The sequence below is a fragment of the Pseudoalteromonas umbrosa genome (genome assembly GCF_030125375.1).
Taxonomy (GTDB): domain Bacteria; phylum Pseudomonadota; class Gammaproteobacteria; order Enterobacterales; family Alteromonadaceae; genus Pseudoalteromonas; species Pseudoalteromonas umbrosa.
On record NZ_JASJUU010000001.1, the window covers coordinates 249,899 to 263,167 of the forward strand.

10 protein-coding genes are annotated in these 13,269 nt (G+C 38.3%); 3 read left to right on the forward strand and 7 right to left on the reverse strand.

From position 1 onward, the window contains the following. Positions 1-284: 284 nt before the first annotated feature. Positions 285-3,173, forward strand: coding sequence for an Ig-like domain-containing protein (locus tag QNM16_RS01110; RefSeq protein ID WP_284018758.1), 2,889 nt, complete (start codon positions 285-287; stop codon positions 3,171-3,173). Positions 3,174-4,023: 850 nt separating this feature from the next. Here the strand turns inward: QNM16_RS01110 and QNM16_RS01115 are convergent. The 6 genes from QNM16_RS01115 to QNM16_RS01140 all read right to left on the reverse strand — a co-directional run bounded on the left by QNM16_RS01115 (position 4,024) and on the right by QNM16_RS01140 (position 10,981). Then, complete coding sequence (locus tag QNM16_RS01115) at positions 4,024-5,853, reverse strand: Lnb N-terminal periplasmic domain-containing protein (RefSeq protein WP_284018759.1); 1,830 nt, start codon at positions 5,851-5,853, stop codon at positions 4,024-4,026. 48 nt (positions 5,854-5,901) lie between these two features. Further along, positions 5,902-6,351: a DUF3015 family protein gene (locus tag QNM16_RS01120; RefSeq protein ID WP_284018760.1), complete on the reverse strand. Its 450-nt coding sequence runs from the start codon at positions 6,349-6,351 to the stop codon at positions 5,902-5,904. Positions 6,352-6,779: 428 nt separating this feature from the next. Then, on the reverse strand, positions 6,780-8,810 hold the full coding sequence (locus tag QNM16_RS01125) for a tetratricopeptide repeat-containing sensor histidine kinase (protein ID WP_284019881.1): 2,031 nt from the start codon (positions 8,808-8,810) through the stop codon (positions 6,780-6,782). Positions 8,811-8,976: 166 nt separating this feature from the next. Continuing rightward, the gene (locus tag QNM16_RS01130) at positions 8,977-9,255 is read right to left on the reverse strand and encodes a transcriptional regulator (RefSeq protein WP_284018761.1); all 279 of its coding nucleotides are present in this window, start codon (positions 9,253-9,255) and stop codon (positions 8,977-8,979) included. After that, positions 9,248-9,742, reverse strand: coding sequence for a hypothetical protein (locus QNM16_RS01135; RefSeq protein ID WP_284018762.1), 495 nt, complete (start codon positions 9,740-9,742; stop codon positions 9,248-9,250). Before QNM16_RS01135 ends, QNM16_RS01130 begins: the two co-directional genes overlap by 8 nt. 117 nt (positions 9,743-9,859) lie before the next feature. After that, complete coding sequence (locus QNM16_RS01140; protein WP_284018763.1) at positions 9,860-10,981, reverse strand: FAD-dependent oxidoreductase; 1,122 nt, start codon at positions 10,979-10,981, stop codon at positions 9,860-9,862. Between the two features lie 68 nt (positions 10,982-11,049). On the opposite strand from QNM16_RS01140, the gene QNM16_RS01145 reads away from it, so the two are divergent. Then, positions 11,050-11,970 (forward strand): LysR family transcriptional regulator, encoded by a 921-nt coding sequence (locus QNM16_RS01145; protein ID WP_284018764.1) that lies wholly within the window; start codon positions 11,050-11,052, stop codon positions 11,968-11,970. Between the two features lie 77 nt (positions 11,971-12,047). Here the strand turns inward: QNM16_RS01145 and QNM16_RS01150 are convergent, their stop codons facing one another. Continuing rightward, positions 12,048-12,290: a hypothetical protein gene (locus tag QNM16_RS01150; protein WP_284018765.1), complete on the reverse strand. Its 243-nt coding sequence runs from the start codon at positions 12,288-12,290 to the stop codon at positions 12,048-12,050. Positions 12,291-12,504: 214 nt separating this feature from the next. On the opposite strand from QNM16_RS01150, the gene QNM16_RS01155 reads away from it, so the two are divergent. Next, positions 12,505-13,251 carry a type 1 glutamine amidotransferase domain-containing protein gene (locus QNM16_RS01155; protein WP_284018766.1) on the forward strand — a complete coding sequence of 249 codons (747 nt, stop codon included), beginning with the start codon at positions 12,505-12,507 and terminating at the stop codon, positions 13,249-13,251. The last annotated feature ends 18 nt before the right edge of the window (positions 13,252-13,269 follow it).

The following is a 13,269-nucleotide window of genomic DNA, read 5'->3' on the forward strand; positions in this document are numbered from 1 at the left end:
AAATACACTCTCAAGCTATGGGGTTTAAAGTTTAAATTCATTACTTTTCAATGGTTTGTTTTTTTCTTCTTTGATTTGCGGTAAATGGGGTTGGTAATAATTTAGTACTGTTTTTTTTAGGGGGTTTTTAATCGTATTAATTTTTTTATGCACTATGTTGATTTAGCATATAATGGTTGAATTTTTGCAATTGTTTAATTAAAATTGTGTACCTATTTTATTATTTAAAAATAATTTTAATAATAAGAAAAATGATTTTTCAACCAACCTATAATGGAAAAAAAATGAAGCGAGTAAATCAAGCTACGTTATTATTAGTCGCGCTAATAGGTACTACAGGGTGTGGTTCTAGTGGTTCAGATTCTTCTGCTCCGGCTCTTAAAGAAGAGTCCCAAACAGTGCAGCCTGGAGTAACTCCAGAGTCCAAGAAAATGACAATTGCTGGAAGTGTAGAAAAAGGGCCTTTTATAATCGGCTCAACAGTCACGATCAATATTCTTTCTGAATCTGGTGAAAATACTGACTCTACAATCGTAACTAAAACACTGGATGATTTAGGGAATTTCGAATTTTCAGTCGATGAAGGAGCACTAATTGAACTGTCTGCAACTGGCTATTATCGAAATGAAATTACTGGTGAGCTTTCCACTGACACGCTTACTTTAAGAAGCATATACAAAGTGACTGGTGATGAGCGCCAGAACGCGAATGTGAATTTATTAACGCACTTAACAAGCAAGCGTGTAGTGGAGTTACTTCGCTCTGAGTCAATGGCATTTGAAGATGCGATTAAGAAAGCCGAAGCTGAATTAGCGACGGCGTTTACAGCAACGCTTTCTGGTGTTGAAAATAAAGGTTTCTCTGAGCTGTCGATCTTCGAAGATGCCGATTCTGAATCAAGTGCATACTTACTCACTCTTTCTTCAATGATGTACCAATATGCGATTGATAAGTCTAAAGAAAACAATACTTCGCCAGAAGCTGAGTTAACTGCATTTATCAATGAGATTGAGAATGACTTTAGTGAAGATGGTGAATTAGAAAGCGAAGAAGAACTTAAAGAACTTGCTGCAACTCAGAAAAAAATTGACCCTGCTGCCGTTACTGCCAACGTCACTAAGTGGATTGAAAATAGTACAGGCTACAAAGTGCCTGATATTAATGAATTCCTAGATACTGATTTAGATGGTATTGCAAACAACAAAGATGATGATGATGACAACGATGGTATTAGTGATGCAAATGACACTTCTCAGTTTGTCGCTGATTTTGTAATTGCAGATCAGAGTGTGTCACTCAACGAAGACTCAAGTCTAGAGATAGAGCTAAGCAATAATTTGCCGCTTGGCGCAGAAGTCCCTGTTGTGTTAGATATCACATCTTCGCCAATTAATGGTGTTGTACAGGGGGAATATCCAAATATCAAATATATCCCTAATACCAACTTCAATGGTTCGGATGAAATTCAGTTCACTTTGTCTCAAGGCCAAGTAACTAGCCGAGTTGTGTCGGTAAGTATCTCCGTTTTAGCTACAAATGATGCACCAGAGATTAGTGGTAACCCCTCTGATTCTATCGTAGCAACACAAGTATACTCTTTTACTCCAATTGCAACGGATGTAGATGCTGATGAGCTAAAATTTGAAATTGAAAATCTACCAAGGTGGTTGGAATTTGATGCATCAACAGGCAGTTTGAATGGTACACCAAGCAATGGTGATTTTGGTACTCATCAGAACATCACGCTTAGTGTGACTGATGGCATTACTTCAATTGCGTTACCAGCATTCTCTATTACTGTTGATTATTCACAATTAAATGCGCCATCTAATTTACAATCTTCCGTCAACATGGATGCTCCTCAGGGGAATATTGAATTAAATTGGGACCCAGTTGATTTTGCGGCATCTTATGAGATTGAAATTGCTCGTGATATCAGCTTTACCGATGTGATGTCTTCACTTACCTCAGATACTGTTGGCGTTCATACCGTATTAGGTCTTGGTAGCTACTACTGGAGAATCAGAACTGTTAACCCTCAAGGTACTGTAGGTATATGGAGCGACAGTTTAGAATTAAATGTAGGTGTATTTAGAGCGACATTTGGAACAGATGCTGACGATCGAGTGACTAAGGCATTAGAGACTGCTGATGGTGGTTATCTGATCTTTAGCAAGAGTGAATCTGAGAATGTTACAAGACTAAACAAGCTTAATTCACAAGGTGTTGAAGAGTGGACAACTTCAGCAGATATCGAAATTAAAGAAGCCATTGAATTAACTACAGGTCAGTATGTGGCTGTCGGGTCGCAAATTTCTGCAAATAGCGCTGCTGCTATTATCTTTGATCAGGCAGGTAACGTATTGAAGTCTGCGCTTTTCGCCTCATTACCAAGCAATACATATAATGAATTTTCTAGTGTTGCAGAATCTCACTCCACTATATATCTATCTTACAGAGGTGATTGTGCGGATGCATGTACTGGAGGTGATGTAAGAAAACAAATTTCATTACATTCACTTACACTTGATACAGGAGAGGTCAGTGCTGCATTAAATTGGACTCCAGTGAATGGTTATAAGTTCTCTACTTCAGCAGAGCTGTTTAGAGCAAATTCAGGCGACCTTGTAGTTCATGGCAGATTAGGTTTGTCTCATTTGGATGAGACAGACATGCACGATAACTCTGAGTTTGTACCTTCAATTCAGGTGTTAGATGCGAGCTTAAATCAAAAGATGCTCTGGCTTGGTGAAGGTGAGCTTAATACTAATGGGTTTTCTATAGTTGATGCCATCGCCGAGCTTAGCAACGGAAACTTTGTAGTCCATGGTGCAGATATGTATAATTTAAGCAAATTTGCACTGGTTGATAGTCAAGGCAACTTTGTATCGGTTTTTTCAGATATAATGAGCGCCTATACGCGCACACGTATTGATGCAGATGAAAATGGTGGATTCTCAGTGCTTGTTTACAATACTAACGGAGAAGTAGAAATCAAAACCTACAACTCAAATCTAGACCTACAAAGTGCTTCAACTAACTTGGGATTGGACACTAGTATTTATCCAAGAGAGTTTATGTTGAACTCAGATGGAACTAGAACGCTTATTATTGAAGATAATGTGAATGGCAATACGCACACAGATGTGGTTGTAATTAAACAGTTACATTAATATACAATTTGAGGTGGAGGATAGCCTCCGCCTCTTTTATTTCCTTTCTTTATACTCTCTTCTTAGAATTTGACCTTTAGCATTTTAAGTACAATCAACGTTATCAAGCTAGACTTTATGGTTTAAAATCGATTTTTAAAGTTAGCTTTTCTTTAGAATTTTAAAGACAGACAGTTTTCCTTTAAGTAAGGTGATTAATCCTGCTAATACAGTAGTTTACTCCTATTGCATTAAATTTATTCCCTACAACAAAGTAAACTGCACTCCTAATTTAACCTAAAATGTAGCCTGTAGCATTCACCGATATATAAGTTATTTGTCAATTATATAGGTTTATGATTTTATATTTTTCAAGGTGTGTGTTATTAAAAAGCGACACTTATAGACTTTTTTCCTGTAACTTACTCTGTATAAATATTATGGGCTTACTTCTTTACGATTAGAGCTGTGACTGGAGGGCAGAGAACCCAATGATTTTCGTTCTCTTTTATTGCATTAAGGTGGGGTTTTGGCGCAGCTTTAATGTTAAATAAAATTTTATAGGCAGCTAGAATAATGTATAGAGTGACTTTATATTGCAGTGTTTAACTAATAAAAGATTATAGTCACGTTAATTTTTGTCTCTTATCCATCTGAAGTATCTGAAGGCATAGGGTTATCTGGAGTATAACAAAATCTGGGGTTTAGAAAAAATACCAGCTTGTGATTAAGTAGGTGATGAAAAAGTAGGGTGTAAGTGCATCAATTTTAGTTATGTAGAGTGTGAATGTGGTACATGGGAAAGTGCTTTTGGCTCCTAACTTAGGAGCCAAAAGAACAATATATTACTTGAGTAACTCAATAATACTTATTACCAATAATACCCAATATTAAGTGAGAATTTACTGTCGTCTATTTTAAAGTCATGGCTCCAAGATAGTCTAAGATCTGCTGTTTGAGTAAGGGCAGTTCTTTGCTCAATTTGTAACAGAGTACTAGCGGTATTACTTAAAAAATGCTTGTGGTTTAGGGTAGCCACTGCACTAAATGTATCGGATATCAGCCAGCTTCCTTTTAGTTGAGCGCCTGCGAATAGCCCGTTGCTTTCTAAATTATCAGATTTGAATCCTGCTGTGGCGAAGCCTGAAAGTGCTAGATTTGACTTTGAATATGTGTACGATATGCCTTTACCCAACTCAACTTTAGGCATAAGACAGTTGCTGCAATCGATAGTCTCTTGCTCACCCCCAACAGTGAGGAACCATGAACTATTTTCGTCTCCAGGTAACGAAGTGTAATTTTGCTTGATACTTTCTATACTCAGTAAAGTAACTGAATATAGATTTACTTTACCAGAGTCAATAATAATCTCGAATTCACCCATTTTTAGCTCAGCATGTTTGATATGACCATACGATGCATCAAGTGCATCATAGTATGAAGGTCTAACACCAATGATGGTACCAAGGTTATTAAATCCGATATAACTACGTGATATACCCCTGCCTAAAGCGGGAGCATTATTTGAATGAAAGTCTTGAGATGCGGCGGCTATTGGCAGTTGGTACCTCAGCATAACTGCATTTTTATAATAAATATTATTGCTATCTTGCTTGTTTTCTTTATCTCTAACAAATTGATAGTAATCTATGAGTGTATCTATAATACGATACTTTGCATCAAGTTCCATGTGAGCTAATGACTGTAGTGTTAGCTCCTCTGGTGCAAGTGCAATTTGTTTAACTTTTTTCTTTTCAGTATCATTTAGGCTTGCAAAGCGCTGGTATAATCTAGTTTGGCGAGATGGGTGATACTTTACAGGGCCTAATACTGGCAACCCCTTAGATGAGCTTGAATGCAGTTTTTGGATGACTTCTTGAGGCCCAACCCACAGCTTAGTATCTTCAATAATATCTTCATCTAATACTAATTCGATAGCTCTTGCCATAAAATATGCACAATTTCTATTAAAGAAAAAGTACTGAAAATCTACGTTTATCAGCTCCCACAAGTGTGCTAAGACTAGCTCAGACTGTTCTGGTGCTAGCGCAATCGGATATTCCCATAGATCCCTATGTTCCGTTTCGTTATAGTTATTAAAGTGGTAAAAAAAAGGTTGTGTTGTGAACGAGGAATCGTAGCTGCCATCGATACCTTTGACAATGTACGCGAGTATTCCTTCATTTGCGGGTACATCTGCTCCGAAATTTATTGAGGCTTTATCTAGATCTGCTTTGTTTTTTTGATTTACGTTTAATAGCAAGTGGCCGTAGTAAGAAGCAGGGTTTCCTAAAAAACCTGTGGCAAAAACTAAGCTAAGCTGATTTTGTTCATTAACATCAGTGAACTGTGAATACTCAGGGCAAACAACCTTTTCAATACCCAACTTTTTAAAGTCTAATTTACGCTCAAGAAAAGTATATCTTGCAGGGTATCTACATTGACCGTGTTGGTTAATATCCTCTGGTGTAGGCATTGAAAATGATTCTAATGTCGCATTTAGTTCGTTGAGGCTACTAAACTCATTTTTTGCAGTGAGAAGAAATGCACCGTCGGTAACTTTAGGTATTTGGCCATCATAAACTGTCAGGAGTTTTAGCCATTGTTTGTCAGTGGAAAGGTGGTTTAAAATTTCTTTATCTATGCCATAAACGTTAACGCTAAAAGCTAATAGGCATAGTGATTTGACTAAATTTTGCATACAGATAAAAATTGATGCGAGACTAGAGTGGCCTCGCATCAAATAGCATTAGATAGCTGTCATTAGAGCTGTGTAGTAAGCCTGTGACTTCTCAACCTTAGTTGTTTTAGCATTGAACTCAGTCATAGAAACAGCTACATTTGCACGTAACTTAGCTACAACATCACCTTTTTGCTCTTCAGAAACTTCTGCGATTTCTAAAAGTGTATTTAGGTGCTGGCCTTCACCGCGAGCTGTGTCTTCATTTAATGAGTCAAAGCTCTCGATGATAAACTTCGCAACTTTAGTATTTTTAGCATTACAAGTCTCAGGACTCATTGTTGCTGAAGTAATCGCTGTAACGCCTAGGTCCCAAATAATGTTTGAGCTAGCAGCCGCTGCGCTTTGAGTTGGGAATATAGCTGCACCGATACCACAATCTGAATATGGGTTAGGGCCTGAAGCATTTGCACTTGTTACAAAAGTTAGAGCTAAAGCAGCTAGTAAATTCTTTTTCATTTTTAAATCCTTATTTAATTCTAAACTATAGTAGCTAATCTAACTATTAGGTTAGTAACTATATGTCACGATCTTAATATTTAATAAATTTCAAATCAATTGTTTGTTATTGCTTTGTTTTGAAGTTATTGTAATTATTGCTTTTTATTTTGTGTTTTACTGTTTTGAAATTGATTGTTTTTTGATCGTTTGTTTTGATATTGTTAACTTTTAACGGGTTGTTAATGTATTTTCGGCTTGTTTGGGATTTTTATTTCTAGATTGTTTTTATAAATTATTTATAAATATGGCTGTTTTTTAAATACTATGCATGGTTTAAATTGGAGTATTATTTAAAAGCGGAGGTATATTAAAATTGTAGCTACAAAATTTAGAGGTTAAAGCGCCATATTTTAATATTTTCAAAGCTAACAAATACTGATTGTTTTTTATTTAACACGCGTGTTCTGGCTTTTCTTTGGGATATTAATAACAAACTTTACGCCATTTGTTTGATGCTCATAGCCGATCTCACCATTTAAAATATGTACGACAGAGTTATAAGCTATGTTCAGGCCTAACCCTAAGTTTCCCTCGCCGAGTTGGCTTGTATAAAATGGGTCAAACATGTGCTTTTGATCATCCTCAGAAATACCAATGCCATTATCTTGATACGTAATGAGGACATGATTACTGCCATCTTTGACCTCAATATCAATGTGTTTAGATGATTGCTGTATAAAACCATGCGCACAAGAATTGTTTACAAGCTGAGAAATGACCTTTATCAAGGTTTCTGGGTGAGAGTGAATATCAACAGTATCGCCAGTAACTGTCAAAACAATGTCAGGTTCGATGCTTTGTGAAATAAGTGTGCACCTTTGAGTCAAAAAGCCAAGTACTTCAAAGTTGGAAGCGTCACTGGTATCTAAATTCGTGGCGATTTGTTTAAAGCGTGCGATCATATCAGCAGCGCGTCCTGAATTGTTGGCGGTCAAAGCCAGCATTTCTGATGCTTCTTCTAAGAAGATTTTTAATTGTGTTGCACTGAGCGTTTGATCCGACAGCAGTTGACGTATTTCTTTTAGCTTTTCTTCAAGGCACGAGGCCGACGTGACAACAAGCCCTAACGGCGTATTAAGTTGATGAGCCATGCCTGATACTAAAGTTGTCATTGCTGCCATTTTTTCGGCTTCTAATAATTGTTTTTGGGTCGCTTTTAAATTGTCTAGCGTTTTAATCAGAACGAGGTTTTTTGATTTTATTCGCCGTACAAAATAGCCTGTGAGTAATATAATTATCACCATGGCGATGATCATGATGATTAACTGTGTTTTAACTGCTTGGGTATTGAGCTGATGAATCGCATTTTCTTGAGTCAGCTTGGCAATATCACGCTCTTTTATGGCCAAGTTCATTTGGGCCGCATGAAAAGCAACGCCTATTTCAGCTTGTCCTTGTAAAAACTTGAGCTTGCTCTGCATCAGCAACGCGGATGTGTCGAGTGCACTTTGTAAGTCGTTGATTTGCTGATAGTACATTTTGAGTAGTTGATAGGCTTCTGACTCTTCTTGGTGTCTGGTGTATTCATCACTTAACTTGATGATTTCTTTTAAGCGTGTTTCTGTGCCTTCATACGCTTTTTGTGAAAGCTTAATCTTCATGAGGTCTATTTGCGGCCCAATGCTATCAGCGATAGCATTGCTGTCCTTGCGTATTTTTGTCGCGCGTTCTAAGTGCTGTTTTGCAAGTTCAAGCTCACCCAATGCGATATAGGTTTTGCCTAGGTTATGGTGAGACCAAGAGCTATGGTAAGTGAATTCGTTTTGCTTTCTAAGGCTTAAGCTTTGCTTATGAAATGCCAATGCTATTTGATATTCGCCTAATCCAAAATGCGCTTCTCCGAGGTTGTTCAAACCAACTGCCATTTGTTGAGCGAGGTCTCTTTGTTTGGCGTCTTGATAAAAGCGTTGAAAATAGGACTTTGCATCTTCATAGCGGCTTAATTTTAAATAGACATTACCGATGTTGTTTTCGGTTTGTCGAAGAAATAGCTCAGTGTCCATTAAAGCAGCGAGTTTGTAGCTTTCTAGGTAGTTCTCAAGGGCCCTTTCATATAACCCCATGCGAGTTAATGCGCCTGCTGTGAGGCTATAGTAACTATACAAAATGGTTGGGTCTGAGACTTCAATACTCATTTTTTTACATTGTGACAAAGTTGATATTGCACTGTGCATGTCATCGGTTTGAATTTGAAACCAAGCCTTACCATACAACAAACGTATTTTTTGCCTAGTACTCAGCTGTTTGTCGAACTTAAATAAAAAGTACTCGGTGGTCGATATCGCTTCTAAGGGGGATTGAGAAGATGCACTACGTATTTCTGCTCTGATTTCTTCAAATTCAGTCTCGGTGAATGCTGCAGGGAAGGCATTGAGACTAACAAACAACAATATCCAAGTAATACAACGTAACAACATCAAACGTTGGCTCTCTAATCGACTACTGAACACTAAGCATAGCAGCTAAGCTTTTTTTGACACGGGTCTATTTGAAGAAAATTAAATTAATAAAAATATTAATTTATAAGTACTTATACTTTGGACTAATTAAGCGCTGAAAGTTACTCAGCGCTTTTTATGAGGACTAGGCTATGATTTTTTTTAATGCTGCGACATGTGTGTTAAATGCCGCTCTGCCATATTCTGTGAGGGATACCCAAGTACAGGGGCGGCCTTGGTTGCTGCGTTTTGAAGTCACAATATACTCAGCCTCTTCTAATATTTTTAACTGTTTAGATAACACGGAATCGCTGACATCTAGCTGCAATTTAATCAGTTTAAAGTCGAGCTCTGCGCTGGTGGCAAGCATGGCGCAGATCTGTAAGCGATTTGGCGCATGGATAATGGGATCTAGATCACTCATTTGGACGCTCCGCATTGACCACTTCACCTGTCGGATACATTCGTTGTAACCAAACAAGCACACCACCACACATTAGGCCGCATGCCCAAGGAATAAAATTCAATTCAGTAAATAGAGTAAGCTCGCGACTCACAACGACCATTACTGCAAAAAATAGTGCGCTATAAATATTGAGTCTTTTACTGGCATTGGAGCGGGGCAGTATGGCAGGCTTGATCCCTAATAAATGACAGCGGTATAAGTAAATTGCGACAGAAATCGCAAATAAGGCCCCGCCGACGATCATCATTAACGCCCATTGATTTTCGTGTCGCATTAAGCCATACCCTGCGACAATCGCGCCATAGCTCAAACCTGTAATTGCGCTTAGCCACATTGGCGGGCGACTATGCTCAATGGTTTCTTGCTGCGTGGATTGAATGCTTGCAAGTGCCTGTGTTGCTGTTTCTTTATCTATTTCTGAGATATTACTTTGTGTATCTTTCATTGTTCGCTTTCCTTAACTTTCCACTATGGAAACTAAAATTTAGCCTACACTTTCCAATTTGGCAAGTATAAACTTTCCATAATGGAAAATTTATAAAAACGACTTCTAATTAGTGAGTTACGAAAGTACATGAGGAGTGGATAAACCTTGCATCCAAAGCATGCGTAATTTTGCAGGGTCCATTTTTACCGGCTGCTGAGGTATGTCAGAGAAGAATTGCTTAGCCAAATGCCGACCTATTGTTTGTGCTGCCGTAGTTTTGTTTATTCGCATTTGGTAAAAGTGACTTAGTGCGTCGGGTAACGCTTCATGTTGATTGAGTAAGTTGGTTAAATGCCAGACATCTTCGAGCGCTTGGCTCGCTCCTTGGCCGGAGGTTGGCAGTGATGCATGGGCAGCGTCACCGATCAGCACCACATTGTTTTGATGCCAGTAAGGGAGCGGCTCTAGATCGTGGACAAAAATATGATTGCAACTATGTATATTTGCCGAATTTAGTATTGTGTTAATCGCTTTTGGCCAGTGTTTAAATCGGCATTGCGCTTCGTTGAGCCACTGTTTTATTGTGTGATTTTTATTCATATCACAGGCCCAGGCTGCAGCCCAGTAACATGAGCCAGCCGTCGCTGGGACAATGCCAAAGCGTACACCATCGTCACGAAATTCCTGAATATGATTGTTTTTTCCGTTGGCAAGAGTAGGGCTGATACCAATGAGGTTAATAAACCCTTGGTAAACTGGTTCCATTGGCGTTTGAAAAATAGCAGCTCTTACTTGAGAGTGCATTCTACCATCGGCACCGATCACAAGGTCAAACTGGTTAGAAAGATCGGTAATATCTAGGCTATCAACTGGTGTATTAAAGTGACATAAGATGTTGAGTTGCTTGACCTGCTCATACAAGCAAAGCATTAGGTCTTTGCGTAAAATGCTGATGCTGGGGTATCCACATTGTTGACTGAGTTGTGATAGATCTAATTTTGAGAGTACTTGCCCTTGCTGGTTCATTTGCTGGATGCCGCATGGCTGCACGCCGATTTCCGAGATGGACTTAGTTAACTTCATTTTATCCAACACATACATGGCATTAGGCCATAGCGTTACGCCTGCGCCAATTTGTGATATCTCACTGCGTTTTTCAAACACCTCTACATCAAAGCCTTGTTGTGTGGCAAAAATAGCCATACTTAGGCCTGCGATACCTGCGCCAATAATTGCCAAACGTCGAGTATTTTGCATTTTATATATCTCCATTTAAATCTTAGCCAGACTTTGACAAATATAAATTGTGGGATAAATTGGCATTTATGAGTTTCATAATCCCAAATTATGAGTTAATTGTGCTAGATAAAATCGAATTAAAATGGCTAAAAAGCTTTGAAGCTGTGTTTTTACACCTAAGTTTTAAACAGGCATCTGAGCAACTGGCATTGCCAACGTCTAATGTCAGTCGTCATGTTGCGTTATTAGAACAGCAATTAAATGTGCGCTTATTTGAGCGCACAACCCGAAAAATGCGTCCTACAGAGGCTGGTCAAAAACTCTATGATTCTACCAGTTCGCTTCTAGACTCTTTACAAAGCGCTTTACAAGAAACGTCTTCGCAAACAAATCATCTGTCGGGTCACCTAAAAATAATGACGCCAGATCTCCCGTTTATGGGAGAAGTAATCGCAAGCTTTGTCGCTAAAAACCCATTAATAGCGTTAAGTTGTGATACACAGTTGGAGGCGAAAGAAGGCATCGTTGACGGTTTTGATATTGTAATGAGCTTTAATCGTGGGGGCATGATGGACTCGGGTTGGGTAGCAAAAGAGATAATCCGATGGCCAAGCTGTATCGTAGCTTCCCCAAAGCTGCTGGCGCGTTACCCAAAACCGAAAAGTTTACAAGAGTTGAGTTCACTGCCTTGTATAACCACGCTAAGCGTGATGCAAGGCGCGCCTTGGCGTTTTAAGGGGGGTTATTTATTAACAGTGCAATCAAGTTATAAAGTGAATAGCGGTAATATGGCCAGAGCAGCCGCTATTCAAGGGCTTGGGTTTGCAATATTACCTTTTCATGCGTGTGAACAAGCCATTGAGCAGGGCCAACTCATGGAGATACAATTAGACCGTGAGCCTGAAGATTTAGTATTAAATGCATTTTACTCTGGGCGGAAATACCCGCTTGAGAAGGTTAAAGTCTTTTTGGAGCACTTAAAAAGTACATTAACTCATCTCAGTTAAATGGGGTTATGTTATTTTTTTGAACAAACCCTTTTCTTCGGAAATTAACTAAAAGCAGGGTTTGAGTTTATTTAGCGTTAACGTTCTACTTGCCAATATACTTTTTCAACGTCTAAGTAACCGTTTTCAGCATGGCATCTAGCCCCCCATGCATTATCCCAGTACCTTGAGATATCGAACCACAATTGTGTGTGAGTTGTTTTATCTAAGCAGGTAACAAAGTAGTAGCGAAAATTTGGATCATTGTGATCTGAGGCACTGACGTTTGCACTGATTAACATAGAAGCGCTAAATAACGATAATAGTACTTTTTTATTCATTAATTTTCCTTTTAATTTTTGAACACAAGTAGGGTAGAACCCAAGTACAAGTTAGCATGTATAAAAAAAGTAAATAAATAGTTTTTTTGCTCTACAGGTGTGCAGCTGATAATGCGGATTGAATTTTTTTTTTAAATTTTGTTATTTATATTTAAACCTTTTCGTTTTTAATAGCGTCAAAGCTTAATGTAGTTAAAAAATAATAAGGATAAAAATGAAGTATTTAGTTTCTCTACTGTTGTTATTGTGTGGTTTGCTATCTTTTGATTTATTGGCTGATGATAGAAAAAAAGTACTGATTATCACGTCTAATTTAGTGCATATGGGTGATCCCGATAAAAGCGATGCAAGAAACAATTTATGGGAAGTGGCACCGCCATATCATGTTTTTGTGAGCCATGGGGTTGATGTTGATTTTGTCTCCCCAAAGGGCGGTAAAGTTGAATTTCAAATGGAAGCCTACGGTATCAGTGCCTATACCATGAAATATGAAGGCTTTACTGAAAAAACCAATAATACTTTGAGTCCGTCTCAAATTGACCCAAGCCAATATTGGGGTGTGTATATAGGTGGTGGATATGGTCCATTGTTTGACGTAGCTAGCAATAAAGATTTGCAAAAAATCATCGCCGATATCTATGAAGCCGGAGGCATTGTTGGATCTGCGGGGCACGGTGCTGGTGCATTTTCGAATGTAAAGTTATCTTCAGGTGAGTTTATGATCAAGGGTAAAAAAGTCGCGGGCTTTCCCAATTCGACGGAGCGACGTAAAAGCTGGGCTAAGCAAGGGACCTTATTACCATTCTTAGTTGAAGAACAATTAAATAAAAATGGTGCGGTTGCGCAAAACAAAACCACAATGAAAGATAAAAAAGCGGTCATAAAAGATGAGCGTATTGTATCTACGATGTTTATGTATTCTGCTGCGATTGTGGCCAAAGAAATGATGTTAGCTAAATAATTAATTAGTTTGCTCATT